Genomic DNA, 21,071 nt, shown 5'->3' with positions numbered 1-21,071 from the left:
ATGATCAAGAAAGTCGATACCGCAGCGGCAAGCCCGGCCGCCACTCAGGGCAAGCGTGGGAAAACTGCCAAACCCGCAAAGCCTGCCAAGCGCAAGAACGAGGCCGCAACCGATCTGGCCATCGAAGCAGACAGCACAGTGCTGGAACGGCTCTATGCCGTTGTCCAGAGCCGCAAGGGGGGCGACCCCTCGCTCAGCCACTCGGCACGCCTGCTTTCGCGCGGCACCTACAAGATCGCGCAGAAATTCGGTGAAGAAGCGGTCGAATGTCTGATCGAAGCCGTGGCTGGCCGTAACGACCACCTTATTGGCGAAAGTGCTGATGTCCTTTACCATCTCATCGTCTTGTGGGTGGACGCGGGCATTACGCCTGAAGAGGTGTGGGCCGAGCTGCGCCGGCGCGAAGGCACGAGCGGCATTGCCGAAAAAGCCTCACGGCCACGCACGCCCCAGCCAGAAAAGGAATAAAGCATGAGCACGCCTGTTACCGGCAAGGGGCCTTACGATACGCAGAATATCTTCGCGCGCATCCTGCGTGGTGAAATTCCGTGCAAGACCGTTTTTGAAAATGAATGGGTGCTGGCGTTTTACGATATCGCCCCCAAGGCCCCCGTGCATGTGCTGATCATTCCGCGCAATCCGTATGTTTCTTTCATGGATTTCAGCAAAGCCCCGGCCGAGGAAATAGCAGGCGTCATGCAGGCCACGGGCGAGATTGCCCGTACCCTCGGGCTGGAAGAAAACGGCTACCGCATCATTACCAACGCAGGCACCGACAGCGGACAGGAAGTGCCGCATTTCCACCTGCACCTGCTGGGGGGCAAAGCCCTGCCCGCCTTCCCGCTCTGAAGTTCGGCACGGGCGGTATGGGGCTTAAAATCCCCCACACCACCCGGCCATGGCTGACACGGCCCCGCACAGACGCTGAACAGGAATCCATGCCATGACCTCGCCTATGGATGTTCTTCTCTCCCGCGCTTCCACCGACCGGCTGAAAGACCCTGCCCCCTCCGGTGCGCAGCTTGAGCAGATTGTGGCCACCGCCCTGCGCGCACCCGACCACGGGCGGCTCCAGCCATGGCGCTACGTGATCGTGCAGGGAGAAGCCCGCTCCATTCTGGCGGAAAAAGTGGTGGCCAGCACGCTGCGGGTAGCCCCGCAAACCCCACAGTTCAACCTTGATAAACGCCGCCAGCGCATGGCCACCATGCCCATGACCATCGTGCTGGGCATGCACCTGCAACCGGACCATAAAATCCCGCTCTGGGAGCAGGAAATGAGCGTGGGCGCTGGGGCCATGAACATTCTCAATGCCCTGCACGCGGAGGGTTTTGGCGGTATCTGGGTTTCCGGCCCTATTACGCAGGACCCCGTTCTGGCAGCGGAATTCGGGTTTGAAGCCCCCCACAAGCTGGCGGGTTTCATTTTTGTGGGCACACCAGATGCGCCGCTGCCCGCCCATACCCGCCCCGACCCGGCTGGTTTCATGGCACTATGGGATGGCACGCCGCCAGTGTTCGGGCAGGACGAAAGCCACACACCATGACAGACAGCCCTAAAACCACCCCCACCACGGCCGATGTTGTCGTCATCGGCGGTGGCCCGGTCGGGCTCGCCACAGCCCTGATGATGGCCAAGGCCGGGCTGCGCACCACCGTTCTGGAACGCGGCGCGCGCAACCAGTGGGAAGAACCGGGCTTTGACGGGCGCGAAATCGCCCTCACGCATGAATCCGTCCGCCTGCTACAGCAGGCCGGGGCATGGGACTTCATTCCCTCCGCCGTAATCTGCCCGCTCAAGGAAGCGCGTGTTGAAACCGGGCATTTCCGCCACCCCCTGCGCTTTGACACTCAGGGACAGGGCGTTGAGGCACTGGGCTGGCTGGTTTCCAACTGCCTGATCCGCCGCGCGCTGTTTGCCGCCGCCAGCCGCCAACCCGGTCTGACGCTGCTGGCCGGTACCGAGGTGGATACGATCCGGCAGGGACAGGATTACGCAGCGATCCATTTTGGCGACAGCCAGATCAACGCGCGGCTTGTGGTCGGGGCTGATGGCCGTTTTTCCCCCACCCGCAGGCGGGCTGGCATTGGCGCCATTATTCATGATTTCGAGCGCTCCATGCTTGTCTGCCGCATGGCGCATGAGTCCGCACACCACAATGTGGCCCTGCAATGGTTTGATGAGGGGCAGACCGTTGCCCTCCTGCCTGTTAATGGCCACGCCTCATCGCTGGTGCTGACACTGCCCGCCACCGAGATCCAGCGGCTGCAGACCCTCCCGCGTGAGGCCTTCAATGCCGAAATCACGCAGCGGGTAGACCAGCGGCTTGGCACCATGCGGCTGGTCAGCACGCGGCATGTCTATCCGCTCAAAGGCGTTTATGCACACCGGTTTACCGCACGCAGGCTAGCCCTTGTAGGCGATGCCGCCGTGGGTATGCACCCCATTACCGCCCATGGCTTCAACCTGGGCCTGAAAGGCCAGAAAACGCTGGTGGATGCCGTGGCTGCAGCCGTTGCCCGCACGGGAGATGCAGGTAACGCGCAGGGGTTGCGTCAGTTCGAACGCCAGCACCGTATGGCCACGGCCCCGCTCTTTGCGGGTACAAACGGCATTGCCTCGCTTTACACCCATGATGGCCCGCCATTCCGGCAAATGCGTGAAGCTGGCCTGCGACTGGCGGAGCGTTTCACGCCCTTCAAAAAAGCCGTGACAGCCCTGCTGATGGACCGCGAGCCCTCAACGCCCTGATGTTTTCCCGGCCCCCCGTGGGCCGGGAGCCAGAGCCCTCCGCCTGTCGCGCTCAATCCATGCGGCAATAACCGCCAGCACATAAGCCTGCTGGCCAGCATCAAGCGCCACCCCCTCGGGCAGACCATGCCATTTGTGCAAACACCCCCGGCAGCATGTGCCGGTGGCATGCTGTGCGACAAAAACCGGATGCCCTTTCCACGGTGTCTGCCGTCCATCCCGCGCGGGATGCGCCGGGGCAAGGCGTTTTGCAATGAAGTCCTGCCCGTGAAGCAGAACAGCGTCTTCCCCCTTTTCCTCCAGATAGGCGCGCTCCTGTGCGCCCAGATGAAAACGGCTGCGAAAGGCAGAACGCGCCAGCCTGTTCCATAAATCCGCAGGAACAGCAGTCTGCACAGAGGGCACCGATACGGGCTTAGAAAGCGGGGGAGCCTGCGCAAAAAGGTCTTCCTGCTGCACGGGGGTGGGCTGTCGTGTCATGCCTGCCCATATGGGGTGGCCGTGCAGGTGTTTCCAGCCACCGGGCGGGAAGCATGTGGCCAGCCGGAACCGTATCGTTTTTTAATTTCTATTATTTGTGCTGTATCGTAGTCCGCAACGATAACACTCACGGTAAAACCACGCTGGACATCGCCATGAGCCAGTCAAACATTCGGATATGGTAGCTGCGCATGCTGAAAATTTTAGATACGAAAATATTAAGCACCCCCATGGCGCGACTTTTCATATCCTCGTTATTTATCAATGTCTGCCTGATTGGTTTTTTTGCTCTTGTTTCGCAGCCTTTTGGCAAATTCCCCGGAACCGTGTGCCGGTGGGACTGCGGCTGGTATAGTGATATCGTACTGAACGGCTATGACCACACCCCCCCGGTGCCCGTGCTCGGGATGTATAAAAACTACGCTTTTTTCCCGTTCTTTCCATTATTGATGCATTATATCCGTGCGGTTATTCATCTGAGCTTCCCCACGCTGGCCATTATTGCAAACGCGACTTTTGCTTCCGTGATGAGCACGGTTGCCGTTTACTACATGAAAGAACGGTATAGTTTTCAAAACAGCAACCTTATTATCGTTCTTTTTTCGATGTTTCCGTACAGTTTTTACTTTATCATTCCCTATACAGAAGCCATTTACGGCCTTGCTCTCATTGCATTTACATTTCTGCTATACAGGCGCCACTGGTGGCAGGCGGGGCTGGCAGGTGTTGTTTTGTCAGCAACACGGCCTACCGGGTCTCTGATCATTGCCACCTTATGTATCCTTACGTGGCTGAGCATCTGGTTCAGAAAAAACACCATGCAGGAAAAACTGCACCAATCTCTCCCACTGGTTGGTACGGCAGTCATAAGCAGTGCGGGCCTGCTGGCCTATATGACGTTCCTGCAAATCCGTCTGGGCGATCCGTTTGCATTTGCTCATGCAGAGATTGCCTGGGGCCGAGGGCTTGGTTTTACCAATCCGCTCGTACATGTTCTACAGGGTTTACAGACACATGACCTGAAGGCCAGTTTATTCGTTACCGCTCAGGCAAGAAGCCAGACCTATCTGGCGGGTATGGCCCTTGCGGGGCTCGGCATTGCTCTTTGGGGTGCATGGCGGGGCTTTTATACAGAGGCCGCCTTACTGATTGTCACGTTCTGCGCGGCCGTTGGAGAAGGACCACTGGAATCCTCCCCGCGCTATCTGTTCGCCAACCCGGCCATGCTGTGCATCCTGTCCTCAGCCTTTGGCATGTTCCCTCCGTTTATCCGTCAGGTCATGCTGCTGTTATGCGCGATGCTTCAGGCCGTATTTCTCGTGCTGTGGAGTTCAGGACTAAGTGCATTCCTGATCTGATGCCGCGATAGGCCTCCCCTCTGCCACACCACGCTCCTGACAAACTGCATGGAGCGTGGTGTAGACACTTCAGGGATTATTAGCGCTATAGGCCGCGTGCATGGCGGCCAGCAGGCCGCTATCGGGTGTGCCAAGCGGCATCTGGTACAGCCTGCCCTCTACCCGGCGCGACAGCAGGCCCCATGCCTGTGCACCATCATGCGAGACCATGATTTCAAGCTGGTTATCGGCGCAGTCATGCGGTTTGCACAAATGCCCAACCAGATAGGCCTTGCCGTTAAAGGTGATATTGCCCATGGGCGTGGAAACCGCCGCCGCCTTGCTGACCCATTCGGGCAGTTCGACCATGGCGTGATACGCTTTGGAAAAATTTGGCCTCTGCATCATGTCCGCCGTATAGGGCAGGTCCTCGGCCCATGCGGGTGCGGCACAGCACAGGGCAGCCAGTACAACCATTACCTGACGCATGTCTGTTTTTTCTCCCCCAGATGATGGGCAGAGTGTCCGCCAGACAGGCGCGAAGGTAAAGAGGGTCGCGGGCGGGCCAGCCCCCCACCCGCGATAAAAAACGCACCCTGTGTTCAGGCCTCGACGTTCTGCAACACCGTAAAGCCTTCAAAAACCGGGCCGCCAATGGTCAGCTTAACCCCTTCCCCAGCCGTGGCGTGCGCCTGACGGAACTGCTCCGATTTTGTCCAGCCGATAAAGGCTTCTTCCGATGCCCAGACCGTATGCGAGGCATACAGCACATAGTCTTCGCTCGCTGGGCCTTTGAGAAACTGGAAGGAAACAAAACCCGGCACGGTGCGCAGCAGAACCTCGCGGTCAAGCCACCGGGCCATGAAGGCCTCCTGCTTGTCCGGCGCAACCCTGAAGCGGTTCATGGCGATGTACATCATCTGGTTATTCTCCATTCTGTTCAGAAAAATCATGGCCCACAATATCATGCGGCACCACAAACGGACGGCCCGTGACAGCATGCACAGGCACACGCTCCGTCACCAGCCCGAACACATCGCGCAGCAGGCCAGCGGATACGATCTGCTCTGGCCTGCCATCACCCTCTATCCGCCCGTTGCGCAACACGATAATCCGATCAGCAACACAAGCGGCCCAGTTGAGGTCATGCAGCACCATCAGGCACGCACCACCCTGCCGGGCATGCGCACGGGCCACATTTAGCACTAGCCCCTGCCGGGCCAGATCCTGCGCGGATACGGGTTCATCCAGCAAGAGCAGGCCCTGTCCTCCTGCGGCTGAACGAAGCTGCACCAGCACGCGTGCATAATGGGCGCGCTGGCGCTCCCCGCCGGACAGGCTGGTAATATCCCGATCCGCCATGGCCAGCAGGCCAACCTGCTCCAGTGCGGCCCTGACATGCCCGGCCATGGCCACCGCACTACAGGCACGCCCGGCATGCAGCCCGCCCATATAGGCCAGCTCACGCACGGTAAAACGGGCCTGTGCCGGGCTATTCTGCGCCAGCATGGCCCGCAATCCGGCCTTGCGGGCTTCAGACAGGGTGGTGATGTCATGGCCGCCAAGCAGGATTTTACCCTCCGTAGCGGGCCCAAGCCCGGCCGCCAGACGCAGGAGGGTGCTTTTGCCAGCTCCATTAGGCCCGATAATAACCACCACCTCCCCGCGCGCGACATTCAGGCTTACATCCCTGAGCAGGAAGCGCTCTCCCACGCCATAGGCGACATGCTGCATCGTCAGAATCATGAAAACCGGCCTGTCTGCTGGCTTCGGGCAAGCTGCCAGACAAAAACCGGCGCACCAATGGCCGCCGTTACCACACCCACCGGCACATCGGACGGAATGGCGATAACACGCGCCAGCGTATCGGCTACCAGCAACAGCGCTGCCCCCAGCAACGCGCTGGCAGGTAGCAAAATCCTGTGATCCGGCCCGCTTACAAGCCGGACAAGATGCGGCACCACCACGCCCACAAACCCGATCACCCCCACAAAGGAGACAATCGGCCCACAGGCCAGCGCCACGCACAACATGGCCAGACGCCGTATCCGCCCGACAGAACAGCCTGTCAGGGCGGCATCCTCATCCCCCAGCAAAAGCACGTTCAGCCCCCCGGCAATCCGCCCCATGATAAAGGCTGCGGGTAATAGAACGGGTAACAGAACCCCTATCTGCGGCCATGCGGCCCCTGACAGGCTGCCCATGGTCCAGAATGTAAGGTCTCGCAGGGCCGTATCATTAGCCCGAAACACAAGAATACCCGTGAGCGCGCCAGCAAACGCACTGAGTGCCACACCCGCGAGAATAATAAGCGTGGGAGAGGACACGCCCCCACGCGCAGCAAAGAGATACAGCACCACCGTACTGGCCAGTGCCCCCGTAATACCCCCGGCAGGCACGGCCCAGTGCGCCACAAACCCGGCCCCTGCTCCGGCATTACCCAGCACGATAACCAGTGCGGCCCCCAGAGCCGCCCCGGACGAAACCCCCGTAAGCCCCGGATCAGCCAGAGGGTTGCGAAACATCCCCTGCATAACGGCCCCTGAAGCCGCGAGCGCTGCCCCCGTAAGCAGGGCCATGACAGCACGCGGTGCCCGGATCTGGCTGATAACAAGCCAACTGGCCCGCGCTGCCTCCGAGTGGGGCTGTGTCCATAAAGCCCCGGGGCCAAAACCGGTGGCCCCGGTCATCAACGCACAGAGCAGCGCCACAAGCAGGAGAACAGACAGCCCCCCCAGCACCAGCCGGGGCGCGGGCCGGACAACCTTCATGCCGGAGACGCCGCCTCGATCATGCCTGCCAGTTTCAGTGCGGCTTCGGGCGTGCGGGGGCCAAAGCCCAGCAGTTCCTCTCCCTCCAGCGCAATAATGGCGTCATGCCGGACGGCGGGTGTCATCCTGAAACCGGCATCGGCCAGAATATCCTTGTGCAGGGCTGCGGAATCCTGCGCCATGATAAGAATAACATCGGGCTGGAGCGTAATAAGCGCTTCGTGCTCCACCACCTTGTATCCCTGCATGGCATGCCCGGCATTGGTGGCCCCGGTCAGACCGATAATCGCATCTGCTGCGTTACCGCTCCCTGCAACCATGGGGTGGCCATTGGTCATGCGCATGACAAACAGCACGCGCCGTTTGGTGGTATGGATGGCACGCCACTGGGCCAGGGCGTCAAAGCCTTTTTCAATCTTCGCCACAAGCTCCCTGCCCGCCTCATCCGCCCCGACAATCCCGGACAGAAAAGCCGTGCGTGCGACAATGGCCTCTACCGAAGGCGTTGCCTCCACAAACACCACCGGCGGCCCGGAGGCCACAAGCTGGTCCATGGCGGCGGGCGGGCCCGCATTGTTCATGGCAAGGATCAGATCGGGCTGGAGCGACAGAACGCCCTCAGCCGAGACCGTGCGCATATACCCGATGGATTTTTTATCTTTTAGAGCGCTTTCCGGCCATGTGGAGGTGGTATCCACTGCGATAATGCGCGCCTGTGCCCCCAGATCATACAGGGTTTCGGTAATGGTGCCGCCAATACACACGATCCGGCGCGCGGGCCCGACTGCCACACGGCGGCCTCGGCAGTCCGTTACCACATGCCCTTCCTGCGCATGGGCATAAGACAGCGCCAGCGGCACTGCCACGCTGCCCATACCGGCAAGGGCTATCAATTTCCTGCGTGAAAACAAAAGGTTTTGTTCAGTCATCAGAAATCGATCCTTGCTGTTACTTTGAAAGAACGGCCGGGCTGGCTGTAGTAGCGCATATCAAGCGAGCTTGAACTCTGCCCGTAGGGGAGTGCCGCTGCGTTGTAGTATCGTTTGTCAAAAATATTGTACATGCCAGCTTGAATACGCAGAGATTTGTAAAAAGTCGGGCTGTACCAGCCTGTCATGTCAAACAGAACATAGCCGGGTGTGTTCCACTGATTCTGAAGAGCGCCTGATGAAGTAATGAATTTTGCGTTATCTCTTGAAAGGGCGAACGTGCCTGAAAGATCAGCACCCCAGCGCGGTGTTTTATAACCAAAGCCGATAATGCCACGGAATGGCGCAACTGACGCCAGATGGAAATGCCGGTCGGTATCCTGCCCATCGGAATAGGCGAATGACCCCCATGTGTGCCAGTGGTCGTCGAAGTCCCAGTTGACATTGGCTTCCACGCCATAAATGCGCACATTTGCAAGATTGGTATAGCCGTAGCACAGGTAATACCCTGAACATCCGGAAATACCCTGCATATCAATGTAGTTTTTGTAATAATTGTCAAAGAATGAAATATTCGCGCCACGTTTTTCGTTGCCATATTTCACCCCGACTTCCCACCCGCGGCTGCTTTCGGGCTTTAGATCCGGGTTGCCAACCACCTGATAGAAAGGCGGGGTGCTGTAGTTCAGATATTCCTCCGTAGCGGAGGGCGCGCGGAATGCCTGTGAATACAGGGCATACAGCGTGACATCATGCGCGACCTTTGCCTCGATCAGAACCTTGGGCGAGAAATGCGAGCCATGCGCCCCATGGGGCAGGCCCGTATAACCTGCATTCGCCTGATACGAGGCGGTATTGGACGGATCACGCTGGAAGTAATCAAAGCGAACCCCCGGTGTAATATGCAGCCAGTCAGCCCCCCTGAACCCGATACGGTCCTGCACGAGTGCGCCCAGATCCGTACCGTGGACTCGAGGCATGTCAGAAAAATTATTGTGCAGATAAGGGCTTGATACCGCACGCTCGCCTGTCTGGGTCTGGTAGGTATCGGTCAGGAAGACCTCGCCCCCATAGGTCAGGTCATGGCGGAACGGCCCTGTGACAATATGGTTGGTTGCTGACCCTCTGACACCATAGGACTCGACAGGCAGGGTCAGGTGTTCGTGGTAATACGAACTGGCATTCGCGCTATCGCGGTTGGTGATGTCGGTATCGGTCTGGATGCTTTGCCAGTAGGCCAGAAAATGCGCCTCGCTGAACAGCGCATTCGGGGTTTCGCTCTTGTAGTCATAATCGAACGATACGCGTGAGCGCTGGTTTTCGCTGCGGGTATCGTAACGGCTGGTGGCGGTTTTTTCCGATGTGCGGGTCCGCTCATTGTACTGGCGGTCATACCATTCGCCAGTCAGGGTAACCCTGTGCCCGCCCTCAAAATAATGTCTGATTTTTCCAAGGAAGTTTCCCTGCTCATACCATGCCGGGTTTTTTTCCGTACGGGTTGTACCATAGCCGCCGACATTGCCCATATTGCCGGTCTGGCTACCGTTCTGATAGCCGCCCTGTACCAGAAAGACCGTATTATTATAGCGCGCGGCAAAAGCCTGATTGAGCAGTGCCGCTTCAGCCGCCCCATTATAGGTGGCTTTGGTAATGCCGCCAAAATTCTTGCCGGGTTTAAGAATATCCTCGGGGTCTAGCGTGCGCAGGGCAATGACACCACCAAGCGAGCCCGTGCCGAAAAAGCTGGAATCCGCACTTTTGACAACATCAATCGCGCCGAGCGAATTGAAATCGAAATCCGACACGCCGCCCTGAGCCGTGCTGAAAGACCCCGCATAGGCACCATCATTAGCCCATGGCATGCGAATACCGTCGATGGAGGTCAGGATACGGTTCTGGTCAAGCCCACGGATGTTGATGCTGGAATTGCCCTCACTATAATTGACCGAGGCATCAACACGGCGGGCATAGTCTTCAAGATTATCGATCTGCCGGTCACGGAAGGTCTTGAACGTGGTGTTTTTGGTCAGAACCGATGCTTTGCCCACTGCGCTATGATCCTGATCGGGATCATATTTCATTGAATCAATAATATCGGCCTTGCCGCGCACCCGAACGGGGGAGAGAGCGATCGGCTTTGCGGTGGCGGGGGGCTGCGCACTGGGCGTGGCCTGCGGAGTGGCGGCCGGTTTCGCGGGGGTGGTGGTGGTTTCAGCCCGCGCGACGGGAACAGAGGCGCAGAAAAAGACCGTCGTCATCAGGATATAATGCCGATGACTGACAGTGTGCTTCGAAAAGAAGCTGGGCATCGCGGGTCACGTCCTTTTCGTTGCATTATCGTTTATGATTATCATTCTCATCTGAAGGAATGACCGCGCCCTGTCAACAGTTGATTATGATTCTCATTTGCACTATTTTGGGATAGGAGAATAACCCCGGCCCCTAGAACAAGGATGTCGCGCCATGTCGGAAACGCTCTCCCCCGCACCGCTTTCTACCCGGCTGAAAGCCGAAACCGCAGCACAGCACCAGTTGCTCGATAACGAGATATCAGGCCGGAACCTGTTTGGCTCCGCGCAGGGATACCGTGATTTTGTCCGCCTGCAATACCGCTTTCACCGCGATCTTGATCCCGTATACCGTGATACCCGGCTAGAGGCCTTCATTCCCGATCTGCAAAGCCGCAACCGCTTTGCTCATATCACACAGGATATGAAAGACCTCGGGCTGGATATACCCCGGCAGAACACGCCTAACGGGCCAGATTTTTTCACCCGCATGCAAACGGAAACAGCCATCGGCTGGCTATACGTTGCCGAAGGCTCGAAGCTGGGGGCCAATATTCTTGACAAACTGGCCCAGAACCTCGGCTACAGCGCCGATTTTGGAGCGCGCCACCTCGCCCCCGACCCGGCAGGCCGTGGCCCCTCATGGCTGGCGTTCAGAAATATGCTCGATGATACAGCCATAGACCCAGAGGCCTGTATCGATGGGGCGCGAGACGCCTTTGCGCATATGGCGCGCTACCTTGCCGAACAGTAAGGCCGCTTTTTCCACCCCTCCCGCACAGCCCGCAGAAATGCTCCGTTTATCCTTGAGGTAAAAAGCCATGCTGAACATGCCACCTCCCCAGTTCTCTCCATGGGACATGTTTTCAGGTGCCGGGCCTGTCGTGCGGGGAGTGATGATCCTGCTGGCACTGGCCTGCCTGCTTACATGGACAATCTTCATAGCCAAATCTGTTGAACTGCTACGTGTCCGCCGTGCGCTGGCGGCGGCTGCGCGCCAGATGGAGCAGGCTAACTCGCTGGAACAGGCAGGGGACCTCACGTGCAGGCGGAATATTGCGCATGCGCTGCTTATGGCCGCCGGGGCTGAGCGCGCCCGCTCGCACGATATTCCCGAAGACCGCGAGGGCATGAAAGAGCGCACTGTCCTGCATCTTGAGCGCCTTGAAGCCGCCGAAAGCCGCAGGCTCATGCGTGGCACCGGCCTGCTGGCTACCATTGGGGCAACGGCACCGTTTATTGGTCTGTTTGGCACGGTATGGGGCATCATGACCGCATTTACGGGCATTGCAGCCAGCAAGGCCACAAGCCTTGCCGTGGTGGCCCCCGGCATTGCCGAAGCCCTGCTGGCAACGGCTCTGGGCTTGATTGCAGCCATTCCGGCGGTGGTTATTTACAATTTTCTCGCCCGCCAGACCGCCGCATGCCGCGCACAGGTGGCGGACCTGACAGCGCTTGTCATGAGGCTTGTTTCACGGGATCTGGGCCGCATGCAGGCCCTGACCGCACGCGGGCAGGTCGTGCGCCTGACCCCTTCGCGCCTGGCGGGTGAGTGAGGCGAGACCATGATCCGTATCCGCCATGCTGACGAAACCCCGCATGAAGCGAGTGAAATCAACGTCACACCGTTTATCGATGTCATGCTGGTGCTGTTGGTCATTTTCATGGTTACCGCCCCGCTAACCACGGTCAACGTACCGGTAGACCTGCCCTCATCAACCGAAAAACCGGCACCCCGGCCTGACAACCCTGTTTTTCTTACTATCCGGGCGGATCACTCCCTTGCCTTGGGGGAGGATAACGTTACCGCCGAAACCCTGCCCGCAACGCTGGATGCAGCCACGCACACCAATAAAGACGAACGCATTTTCCTGCGGGCAGACAAAACCGTGGATTACGCCACACTCATGCAGATTATGGACCAGTTGCGTGCCGCAGGTTATCTCCGGGTGGCGCTGGTAACCCAGCAGGGGCAGGAAGAAGGACAGGAAAGCGCGTCAGTTCCCATTCAGGCGCCCCCGCCATGAGCGGTGCAACCCGTTTACCGCAGGACAGGCTGCTACCGCACCAGCAGGCAGGCGGCTGGCTGTCTTTTGCAGACTGGCAACAGGACCAGCAACGCTTGATCCGGCGAGAAGACTCCCTTCGCTGGACGGCGTCCTTTCTGGCTACGCTGGCTATAAGTGCCACCTGCCTGTGGTGGGTACTTAACCGGCCCCACCCCGTGACACCATTGCCTGAGCAACCGCCCACAGCGATTGCCATTGATCTGGCACCCGAACCCGCTGCCATACCGGCTCCGGCAACGGATAAGTCTCCAGCGCCACAGCCAACACAGGCGACCGCTGTACCCACAGCATATGAACCGCCAAAGATAATGGCCCCGCCATCCCCCGCGCCCAACCCGCCAGACCCCGTAGCCAGACAACAAAAACCAGTCAAAATCAGCAAAAAACATAAACGGCCAATACCACAGAACAAAATGGCCGATGCCAGAGAGCAGCCCGCAACCACCTCAAGTGCGCCGCCGCCATCCGAAACACAGAAAACCCCCATTGCAGCGGCCGCGGCGGCGGGAGGTTCATCCACCCAGACAACGCATGATCCGCAGACATGGCAGAGCGCATTGCTGGGTCAGTTGGAAAAATTCAGGCGTTATCCCTCTCAGGCCATGGCCGAGCATCAGGAAGGCACACCCAGAGTGACTTTCTCGATGGACCGGCAGGGTCATGTGCTGTCGGTCATTCTCGCCCAGACATCAGGTTACGCCCAGCTCGATCAGGAAGCACTCTCTCTCCCCGCACGCGCTCAACCTTTGCCGCCACCTCCGGATGAAATCATGGGCAATCCCGTAACACTCACGGTACCCATAGAATTCACCCTCTCACAGAACTGATGGCCAAAAGGCGGAAGGGGCAACACCACCCCAACCAGCCGACGCCATCTGCCCCATGCTGCCTTATTGCGGCATATCGGGATATTTGACCCTGACATGCTCGGAAATTCCGCCATCCCACACACCGCCACGCGTCGTATCGGGGGTATCGGGGTGCATGACCTTAACCTGCCGGGCAATACCTGCATCCCACACACCGCCTTTTGTCGTATCTGGCGTGGCCGGGTGCGCGACTTTGACATGTCTGGAAACACCGGCATCCCATGTTTCAGCATGGGCCGTGTGCGTAACAGCAAGCCCCAGAACCAGCGCACAAGCATAGTATGTTTTTTTCATCATACTGCCTCCTGTTTAACAGAACTGTAACAGTATTTATTTACGCATCTCTAGCATTCAAGGTTCATTTTTTAAAACTTATTATATACCAACCATTCCTGCATATGAGCCTGACATATTGCGCAGGACTGTGGCCGCACTAGCCATGCCAGCAAGGCATGAAAACCACGCGCCAGAATCAGCCTATTTCTGAAGAAACAGTCTGATAACAACAGGATATGAATAAGGAAGAAAAAGCCCCGTGCCGGAACAACGCAGGCAAAGATGGTTCTACATGAACAGGGCGTAAGGCTGGGCTACCTGCCCGGCTTACCACCTAAAAACCACCAACATTTTTTTGAAAGATTGGTGGGCGCACAAGGACTCGAACCTTGGACCCGCTGATTAAGAGTCAGCTGCTCTACCAACTGAGCTATGCGCCCTTACAGCCTGTTCGGGCTGAAGTAGGCGCTTTCTAACACCTCTTCTGCCTCTGCACAAGCCATAAAAATCAAGATTTTAACAAAGCCAGCACCACATCGAGCTGATCAAGGTTTTTGTAGTGAATTTCCAGCGAACCGCTCTGGTGTCCGTTAAATTTCACAGCCACACGCAACCCGAGCCTGCTGGCCAGATCGCGCTCAAGCGCCTTGATTTCGGGGTCTTTGGGCGCTTTGTTCTCCGGGGTGGCGACAGGGCTCCCCTGCTGGCTCAGAGCCTTCTGTACAAGGGCTTCTGTCTGCCTGACCGACAGACCACGGCTAATGACCTCTGCCGCAGCAGCCACCGGATTGGGATGCGACAGCAGCGCTCTGGCATGGCCGGCTGACAGGTTGCCGGTCTTGAGTTCTGTCCGCACGGCTTCGGGCAGGCGCAAAAGCCGCAGCATGTTGGCGACATGCGGGCGAGACTTGCCAATGGCTTTGGCAAGGTCTTCCTGCGTAAGGTTATAGTCTTCCTGTAGGCGGTTAAGGCCTTCGGCTTCTTCAACCGGGTTCAGGTCTGCCCGTTGTAGATTTTCCACCAGCGCCGCCGCCATGGCATCGGCTTCGTCCAGGTCACGCACATGCACTGGCACATCATGACACTGTGCAAGTTGTGCGGCCCGCCAGCGACGTTCACCGGCGATAATCTGATACTGCCCCGGCTGGTCGGGGTCAGACCGGACCAGAATAGGCTGAAGGATACCGCGCTCACGGATAGACTGGGCCAGTTCTTCCAGCGCTTCAGGCTGCATATCCTGACGTGGCTGGAAAGGCCCCGGCACCAGAGCTTCCACCGGAAGAGAACTGACACCCACCACACGCACTGGCTCAGTTGGCTGTGTGTGCGCCTCAGCAACAGAGGCGCCGGCCTGCTGTGCTGCGGGAACAGAAACGGACTGCGCCACAGCCGCATCGCCCAGCAGCGCAGCAAGACCACGGCCCAGTCTCGGACGGGCGGCTGGTTTTTTCACGGTTCCGCTCATGCTGTCCTCTCGATGATTTCAGCGGCTAGTGCCTGATAAGCCATAGCACCGCTAGCCCTGCTGTCATAAACGGTCACGGGCTGGCCGTAGCTCTGCGCCTCGGAAATACGGATATTTCTGGGGATAACGGTTTGCAGCACGTCATCCTTGAAAAAGCTCCGGGCATCTGCCGCAACCAACTCAGACAGATTATTGCGCCGGTCATACATGGTCAGCACAATTCCGGCCATTTTCAGTGCCGGGTTAAGTTTTTTGCGCACACTGCCAATGGTGCGCACCAGATGGCCCAGCCCTTCAAGCGCAAAGAACTCGCACTGCAACGGCGCCAGCACACCATCCGCCGCAACAAGGGCGTTCAGGGTCAGCAGGCCCAGACTGGGGGGGCAGTCGATAATGATATAATCTGCCTCAGCCTGAAGCGGCGCCAGCGCCGAACGGAGCCGAGTTTCACGGTCAGGGGCATCGACCAGTTCAATTTCTGCGCCAACCAGTTCCGTATCCGAGGCGATAACGGACAGGTTTGGTACTTCGGTTGGCTGCAACAGATCATGCGCGGTTTTTTCGAGCATGAGCAGCCCGTATGTACCGCCCTTGCGGGCATCATACGCAACGCTAACCCCTGTGGAGGCATTCCCCTGTGGGTCGAGATCGACCAAAACAACCCGTGCACCACCAGCAGCCAGAGCCGCCGCCAGATTGATGGATGTGGTTGTCTTGCCTACGCCGCCCTTCTGGTTGGCGACGGCAAGAATACGACAGGTCTGTGTTTTTTTATCTGACACGATTGAAATTACTCACTTCCAGAATCACGCCATCGGACGCGGTTTGGCTCGGATAGGTTCGGATATCCATCCGCCAGTCCTTTTCCGCCTCCCTGATTTCCTGTGCGGCCTGCTGCCCTTTCAGGAACAGGCAGCGTCCTCCGGCCTCCAGCAATGGAAAGGCCCATTCAAGCAGCTTACCTAGCGGAGCCAGCGCGCGGGCTGTTACCACGGGGGCAGCGGGCACCTGTGCCTGTTCCAGCCGAGATGCCACAACCTCAAGCCGCGCACCGCTCACCCGAGCGGCCTCGCGCAGAAACGCCGCCTTTCTCTGGTCAGACTCGATCAGCACACCGGGGATATCTGCCGCAATACCCAGCACCACACCGGGAAAGCCACCGCCTGACCCCATATCGGTAAACCGCTCGTGCCCTTTTAACAAAGGAAGGAGTTGCAGACTATCCAGAATATGCCGCTCCCACAGGTTCTCCATATCTCTAGGCGAGACAAGGTTGATCCGTGGGTTCCATTTTTGCAGAAGCTCCGCATAACGGGTGAGCCGCTCGCCTGTTTCACGTGAAACAGGCAGGCTCTCATACGGTGCGGGCATGGGTTTTTCCCTTACGCAGATAAGCCAGAACCGCCATTAGCGCGGAGGGGGTTACCCCCTTAACCCTCTGCGCGGCCGAAAAACTTTCCGGCCGGGCGGCTTCAAGCCGTTCCTGCATTTCAGCACTCAGGCCACCAATAGCCGCAAAGTCCATATCGGGGGGAAAGCGGATTTCCGTTTCCACCTCAAGCTGCCGGATTTCGCGCTGCTGGCGCGCCAGATAACCGCTATAGCGGGCCTGCGTGACAATATAGTGCCGGGCACGCTCAGGCACCTGTAAAAACCATGGGGCAAGGCTGCTGATAACGGCCTCATCCGTGCCATAACCCAGAATTTCCACCAGACTGCGCCGCCGTCCATCTTGGGAGATTTTCATCCCCAGCCGGGTGAGTTCCTGCGGCTGCCAGCTCTGCTCTTCCGCCTGCCGGGTGGCACTCTCTATGGCCGCAAGATCACGCGCAAAGACCGCCTGCCGTTCTACCCCGACACACCCCCATTCCGCACCCAGTTGGGTCAGTCGCATATCGGCATTATCAGCCCGCAAAGTCAGCCTGTATTCCGCCCGCGAGGTAAACATGCGGTATGGCTCACTCACCCCTTGGGTGGTCAGATCATCGATCATGACGCCAATATACGCCTTGCCCCGATCAAGGCTGACTGCCTCCTGCCCGCCAGCACGCCGGGCCGCATTGACCCCGGCAACAAGCCCCTGCGCCCCGGCCTCTTCATATCCGGTGGTGCCATTGATCTGCCCTGCCAGAAACAGGTTGGGCACGGCACGCAGTTCCAGTGCGGCAGTCAACTCACGCGGGTCGACATAGTCATATTCCACTGCGTAGCCATGCTGGGCAATCACCGCGCGTTCCAGCCCGGGGATAGAACGGATCATCATTTCCTGCACCGTAGCGGGCAGGCTGGTTGAAATACCGTTCGGGTAAACGAGGTCTCCCCCTTCATGCTCGGGCAGGGCTTCGGGTTCGAGAAAAATCTGGTGGCTGTTTTTTTCCGCAAACCGCACCACCTTGTCTTCGATCGATGGGCAATAGCGCGGCCCACGGCCGGAAATGCCGCCACCATAAACAGCCGACAGATGCAGATGCTCGCGAATAATCCGGTGCGTTTCTTCCGTGGTAGCCGTAATGCCGCAGGTTAGCTGGGGCGTGGTAATGGCCTGAGTCATACGGCTGAACGGTTCAGGCACGGCATCACCCGGATCTCGCGCAAGACTGTCCCAGTCAATGCTCTCGCTCTTGATGCGTGCGGGCGTGCCGGTTTTCAGACGTCCCATTCGCAGGCCCAGCCCTTTGAGCCTTTTGGCAAGCTGGACGGAGGGTGCCTCGCCAATACGGCCTGCCGGGCGGCTTTCATGGCCGATATGAATCACGCCATCAAGAAACGTGCCGGTTGTCAGCACCACAGCCCCGGCCTGCAAATGCCTGCCGTCTTCCGTAACCACGCCACACACACGGCCCTGCGCATCACATACGAGATCAGCCGCAGCGCCTTCCACAACTTCCAGCCCGTCCTGCTCGGCCAGCAAAGCCTGAATGGCGGTGCGATACAAAAACCTGTCCGCCTGCGCGCGCGGCCCCTGCACGGCTGGCCCCTTGGAGCGGTTGAGCAGCTTGAAGTGAATACCGGCCCGGTCAGCTGCCTTGCCCATCACCCCATCTAGCGCATCAATCTCGCGCACCAGATGCCCCTTGCCAATACCGCCTATGGCCGGGTTGCAGGACATGGCCCCCAGCGTAGCCCGGCTATGGGTCAGCAATGCGGTACGCGCGCCACAACGCGCAGCGGCAGCGGCAGCCTCGCACCCCGCATGACCGCCCCCCACCACAATGACATCATAACCCGCCTGCATGACCCTAACCTTTTCCCTCACTTGGGCTGTATATCCAGCCCCCTATTTTCCTATGCAGAACTGCCCGAATATCGCATCCAGCAGATCTTCAACCCCGACTTCCCCCGTCAGGCGGCCTAATGCCCGCATGGCCAGCCGCAGTTCCTCGGCACGCATTTCGGGCCAATCCTGCACCATCGCGGCATGCAGGTGCTCACAGGCTTCTTTTACACCCGCGGCGTGCCGTGCGCGTGTCAGCAATGGCATGCCGGAGGAAGATGCTGTCAGCATTTCAGCCCGCTGTTCCAGCACAGCCCGCAAGTCTTGCAGGCCATTACCAGTTTTGAGGCTGACAGCCACAACCGGCACATCTTCAACCGATTCTGGCACGCTCCCGCAATCGGTTTTGTTTCCTACCAGAACAGCGCCGGGAAACACAGTGCGCGGTGGCGTATCTGCCGCGAACATCTGAATAACACAATCCGCTTGTTTCACGTGAAACAATGCCCGGCGCACACCTTCCGCCTCAATGGCATCTTCCGTCTCGCGCAGGCCCGCCGTATCAATGAACGTCACCCTTATACCCGCAAGGGTGGTGACGATTTCAAGCGCATCACGCGTGGTGCCCGCAACGGGTGAAACAATAGCGGCATCGCGCCCGGCCAGCCAGTTCAACAGGCTTGATTTGCCCGCATTGGGGGGGCCTGCAATAGCAAAAACCATCCCGCCCCTGATCCGCTCTCCCTGCTGGCCTTCGGCTATATGCTGCTCCATATCCGCCAACAGCGCCCCCATGCCAGATAACAGACCCTGCTCAACCTCAGGGGGGAGTTCTTCATCCGCAAAGTCTATCAGCGCTTCCTGCCAGGCCAGGCTTTGCTTGAGCTGGTCGGCCCAGTCCTTATACATCCGGCTGAGCGCGCCATCGGTCTGGGCCAGAGCCTGCCTGCGCTGGCCTTCGGTTTCAGCGGCAACCAGATCCGCAATACCTTCAGCTTCCAGCAGGTCCAGACGCCCGTTTACAACGGCGCGGCGGGTAAACTCCCCCGGTTCCGCCGGGCGGGCACCCTGCTCCACCAGCACATCCGACACCGCGCGGATAATGGCTGGCCCGGCATGCAGGTGCAGCTCAAACCCGTCCTCTCCCGTATAGCTGGCAGGGCCGGGAAACCACAGCACAACGGCGTGGTCCAACTCAGTCTCGCGGGTCTGTGCATTTCGCCAGAGCCTACGCAGGCCCGCATGGCGTGGGGGTGGCAGGCGTCCGCACAGATGCTCCAGCAGGGCTGCACTCCCTTTACCGCTCACACGCATCACGGCAATGGCGGCACGCTCCACACCGCTGGCCAGAGCAAAAATCGTCTCTTCACCCTGATAGCCCAATGCCGTGCTCCCCCTTTGCTGCTTCCTGCCCTTGTGGCACCACCGCTTCTAATGCAGTTTCCGCGCCAGTCGTAGATTCAAAAAATGATAAGATGCCAATAAGCTGGCAGGCGTGGCACAATTGCGCATTATCCAGAGGGTTTAGGCACCAGCCCGCCCTGATTGTTTCCCTAAAGGTTTCTTTCTGACCATGCCCCAGCTTTCCCTGCATTCCCCCCTCGGCCCACTCACCCTTTCGGAAGAAGACGGCGCCATTATTTCTCTGGACTGGGGCTGGGGTCGCGATCAGACCGAAACGCCCCTGCTCAGTCAGGCCTGCTCATGGTTGGATACATGGTTTGATGACCCCGCAGCCCAAGGGGCTTTCCCCCTTGCCATGGCACCTTTTGGCACGGCCTATCAGAAAAAAATCTGGGCAGCCCTCTGCACAATCCCTGTAGGGCAGACCCTCACTTATGGCGCACTGGCCGCACAGGTAGGCGGCAGCGCCCAGTCTGTCGGGCAGGCAGTGGGCCGTAACCCTATTCCCATTCTCATTCCCTGCCACCGTATTGTCGCGCAGCAAGGGCTGGGCGGTTACTCCGGTGATGGCGGGGTGGAAGACAAAGCGTGGCTTCTGAGGCTCGAAGGGGCCGAGTTCCCGAGCAAGGGCTGAGACAAAACCGGCCCGGCTCCCCTTAAGGGAAACCGGGCCGGGCACGCCCTCACACTCTCCCTGACCAAGCGTTACGGGCTGTCACAGCTCTGGGTCATGACGTTAAAGAACCGCCCACTCGCACAATGCACAACCGTTGGATCACCCTGCGTTGCACCGGGGTTTGTGGTCGGGGTTGCGGTATAAACCGGCGAGGGAAAAGGCGCCTGCCCGTTCACCTGCGTCATGCTCTGCACCCCACCCGGCACGGCATAGCTGGGATAGGATGTCATACCCCCGGACTGCATTGGCTGGGAGGTTACATACTGCCCCTGCTCATTGTAATACGCGCCACCGGACGAACCGGCCGACTGGCCATTACCCCGAACAGCAACAACATTGCCAACTGACGAGCCCATGGCAGCCCCGAACATGAACGGAGCCGACCAGCCCCAACCCCAGCCAGCCCAGCCGGGGCTGATCCACGGATCGTTCCAGCTATCATAGCCCCAGCCATAAGCCGGGTAGTTCCAGCCGCCATAGTAATCAGGGGCCCACCAGCCCATGGACGGATAACCGCCGCCCCAGCCGCCACCACCCCATCC

General features: G+C 59.0%; 23 protein-coding genes, 1 tRNA gene and 1 pseudogene. 10 read left to right on the top strand and 15 right to left on the bottom strand.

Features of this window, described 5'->3' with window-relative positions; all coding sequences use genetic code 11:
* From ABF757_RS06025 to ubiM, 4 genes are all read left to right on the top strand, one after another.
* On the top strand, positions 1-468 hold the full coding sequence (locus tag ABF757_RS06025; RefSeq protein ID WP_025860105.1) for a phosphoribosyl-ATP diphosphatase: 468 nt from the start codon (positions 1-3) through the stop codon (positions 466-468).
* Positions 469-471: 3 nt separating this feature from the next.
* Positions 472-849, top strand: a complete 378-nt coding sequence (locus tag ABF757_RS06020) for a histidine triad nucleotide-binding protein (RefSeq protein ID WP_025860104.1) — start codon at positions 472-474, stop codon at positions 847-849.
* Positions 850-943: 94 nt separating this feature from the next.
* Positions 944-1,546: a nitroreductase family protein gene (locus ABF757_RS06015; RefSeq protein WP_415481354.1), complete on the top strand. Its 603-nt coding sequence runs from the start codon at positions 944-946 to the stop codon at positions 1,544-1,546.
* A complete protein-coding gene (gene ubiM, locus ABF757_RS06010; protein WP_415481353.1) occupies positions 1,543-2,751 on the top strand; it encodes a 5-demethoxyubiquinol-8 5-hydroxylase UbiM in 1,209 nt (402 codons plus the stop codon). Before ABF757_RS06015 ends, ubiM begins: the two co-directional genes overlap by 4 nt.
* Here ubiM and ABF757_RS06005 read toward each other — a convergent pair.
* Positions 2,740-3,210 (bottom strand): DUF4186 domain-containing protein, encoded by a 471-nt coding sequence (locus tag ABF757_RS06005; RefSeq protein ID WP_415481389.1) that lies wholly within the window; start codon positions 3,208-3,210, stop codon positions 2,740-2,742. The two genes, ubiM and ABF757_RS06005, sit on opposite strands and share 12 nt — an antisense overlap.
* Before the next feature lie 251 nt (positions 3,211-3,461).
* On the opposite strand from ABF757_RS06005, the gene ABF757_RS06000 reads away from it, so the two are divergent.
* Positions 3,462-4,589 carry a hypothetical protein gene (locus tag ABF757_RS06000; protein WP_148300004.1) on the top strand — a complete coding sequence of 376 codons (1,128 nt, stop codon included), beginning with the start codon at positions 3,462-3,464 and terminating at the stop codon, positions 4,587-4,589.
* A 69-nt stretch (positions 4,590-4,658) separates the two neighbouring features.
* Here ABF757_RS06000 and ABF757_RS05995 read toward each other — a convergent pair whose 3' ends face one another.
* From ABF757_RS05995 to ABF757_RS05970, 6 genes are all read right to left on the bottom strand, one after another.
* Positions 4,659-5,057 (bottom strand): Ivy family c-type lysozyme inhibitor, encoded by a 399-nt coding sequence (locus tag ABF757_RS05995; RefSeq protein WP_415481352.1) that lies wholly within the window; start codon positions 5,055-5,057, stop codon positions 4,659-4,661.
* A 113-nt stretch (positions 5,058-5,170) separates the two neighbouring features.
* On the bottom strand, positions 5,171-5,485 hold the full coding sequence (locus ABF757_RS05990; RefSeq protein ID WP_415481388.1) for an antibiotic biosynthesis monooxygenase family protein: 315 nt from the start codon (positions 5,483-5,485) through the stop codon (positions 5,171-5,173).
* A gap of 7 nt (positions 5,486-5,492) precedes the next feature.
* Entirely contained in the window at positions 5,493-6,314 is an 822-nt protein-coding gene (locus ABF757_RS05985; protein WP_415481351.1) for an ATP-binding cassette domain-containing protein, read from the bottom strand.
* Positions 6,311-7,339, bottom strand: a complete 1,029-nt coding sequence (locus tag ABF757_RS05980; protein WP_025860100.1) for a FecCD family ABC transporter permease — start codon at positions 7,337-7,339, stop codon at positions 6,311-6,313. The genes ABF757_RS05985 and ABF757_RS05980 overlap by 4 nt, the downstream gene beginning before the upstream one ends.
* Entirely contained in the window at positions 7,336-8,268 is a 933-nt protein-coding gene (locus ABF757_RS05975) for a heme/hemin ABC transporter substrate-binding protein (RefSeq protein WP_415481350.1), read from the bottom strand. The genes ABF757_RS05980 and ABF757_RS05975 overlap by 4 nt, the downstream gene beginning before the upstream one ends.
* Positions 8,268-10,526, bottom strand: a complete 2,259-nt coding sequence (locus ABF757_RS05970) for a TonB-dependent hemoglobin/transferrin/lactoferrin family receptor (RefSeq protein ID WP_415481349.1) — start codon at positions 10,524-10,526, stop codon at positions 8,268-8,270. Before ABF757_RS05970 ends, ABF757_RS05975 begins: the two co-directional genes overlap by 1 nt.
* A 205-nt stretch (positions 10,527-10,731) precedes the next feature.
* Here ABF757_RS05970 and ABF757_RS05965 point away from each other — a divergent pair, with 205 nt between their 5' ends.
* The 4 genes from ABF757_RS05965 (at position 10,732) to tolA (ending at position 13,452) form a co-directional block, all read left to right on the top strand.
* Positions 10,732-11,310 (top strand): biliverdin-producing heme oxygenase, encoded by a 579-nt coding sequence (locus ABF757_RS05965; protein ID WP_415481348.1) that lies wholly within the window; start codon positions 10,732-10,734, stop codon positions 11,308-11,310.
* A 67-nt stretch (positions 11,311-11,377) separates the two neighbouring features.
* A complete protein-coding gene (exbB, locus tag ABF757_RS05960; protein ID WP_415481347.1) occupies positions 11,378-12,112 on the top strand; it encodes a tonB-system energizer ExbB in 735 nt (244 codons plus the stop codon).
* 9 nt (positions 12,113-12,121) lie between these two features.
* Positions 12,122-12,583, top strand: coding sequence for a TonB system transport protein ExbD (gene exbD / locus ABF757_RS05955; RefSeq protein WP_415481346.1), 462 nt, complete (start codon positions 12,122-12,124; stop codon positions 12,581-12,583).
* A gap of 455 nt (positions 12,584-13,038) precedes the next feature.
* Positions 13,039-13,452: a cell envelope integrity protein TolA gene (gene tolA, locus ABF757_RS05950; protein ID WP_415481345.1), complete on the top strand. Its 414-nt coding sequence runs from the start codon at positions 13,039-13,041 to the stop codon at positions 13,450-13,452.
* A 63-nt stretch (positions 13,453-13,515) separates the two neighbouring features.
* On the opposite strand, the gene ABF757_RS05945 is transcribed toward tolA, so the two are convergent.
* The 7 genes from ABF757_RS05945 to mnmE form a co-directional block, all read right to left on the bottom strand.
* Positions 13,516-13,791: a hypothetical protein gene (locus ABF757_RS05945; protein ID WP_234394941.1), complete on the bottom strand. Its 276-nt coding sequence runs from the start codon at positions 13,789-13,791 to the stop codon at positions 13,516-13,518.
* Positions 13,792-14,134: 343 nt separating this feature from the next.
* Positions 14,135-14,210 (bottom strand) — tRNA-Lys (locus tag ABF757_RS05940).
* A 68-nt stretch (positions 14,211-14,278) separates the two neighbouring features.
* A complete protein-coding gene (locus tag ABF757_RS05935) occupies positions 14,279-15,235 on the bottom strand; it encodes a ParB/RepB/Spo0J family partition protein (RefSeq protein WP_415481344.1) in 957 nt (318 codons plus the stop codon).
* The gene (locus ABF757_RS05930) at positions 15,232-16,017 is read right to left on the bottom strand and encodes a ParA family protein (protein WP_415481343.1); all 786 of its coding nucleotides are present in this window, start codon (positions 16,015-16,017) and stop codon (positions 15,232-15,234) included. The genes ABF757_RS05935 and ABF757_RS05930 overlap by 4 nt, the downstream gene beginning before the upstream one ends.
* On the bottom strand, positions 16,007-16,606 hold the full coding sequence (rsmG, locus tag ABF757_RS05925) for a 16S rRNA (guanine(527)-N(7))-methyltransferase RsmG (protein ID WP_025860083.1): 600 nt from the start codon (positions 16,604-16,606) through the stop codon (positions 16,007-16,009). Before rsmG ends, ABF757_RS05930 begins: the two co-directional genes overlap by 11 nt.
* A complete protein-coding gene (mnmG, locus tag ABF757_RS05920; protein WP_415481342.1) occupies positions 16,590-18,470 on the bottom strand; it encodes a tRNA uridine-5-carboxymethylaminomethyl(34) synthesis enzyme MnmG in 1,881 nt (626 codons plus the stop codon). Before mnmG ends, rsmG begins: the two co-directional genes overlap by 17 nt.
* Before the next feature lie 42 nt (positions 18,471-18,512).
* A complete protein-coding gene (gene mnmE / locus ABF757_RS05915) occupies positions 18,513-19,832 on the bottom strand; it encodes a tRNA uridine-5-carboxymethylaminomethyl(34) synthesis GTPase MnmE (protein ID WP_415481341.1) in 1,320 nt (439 codons plus the stop codon).
* 190 nt (positions 19,833-20,022) lie between these two features.
* Between mnmE and ABF757_RS05910 the strand changes: the two genes are divergently transcribed.
* A complete protein-coding gene (locus ABF757_RS05910; RefSeq protein ID WP_415481340.1) occupies positions 20,023-20,487 on the top strand; it encodes a methylated-DNA--[protein]-cysteine S-methyltransferase in 465 nt (154 codons plus the stop codon).
* A 71-nt stretch (positions 20,488-20,558) separates the two neighbouring features.
* On the opposite strand, the pseudogene ABF757_RS05905 reads toward ABF757_RS05910, so the two are convergent.
* A pseudogene (locus ABF757_RS05905) lies at positions 20,559-21,071 on the bottom strand (hypothetical protein); the annotation flags it as partial.

It is taken from the genome of Acetobacter papayae, assembly GCF_047721125.1.
Classification (GTDB): domain Bacteria; phylum Pseudomonadota; class Alphaproteobacteria; order Acetobacterales; family Acetobacteraceae; genus Acetobacter; species Acetobacter papayae.
The sequence above is the reverse complement of the archived record's forward strand: the minus strand, read 5'-3'. Positions and strand labels throughout refer to the sequence as shown.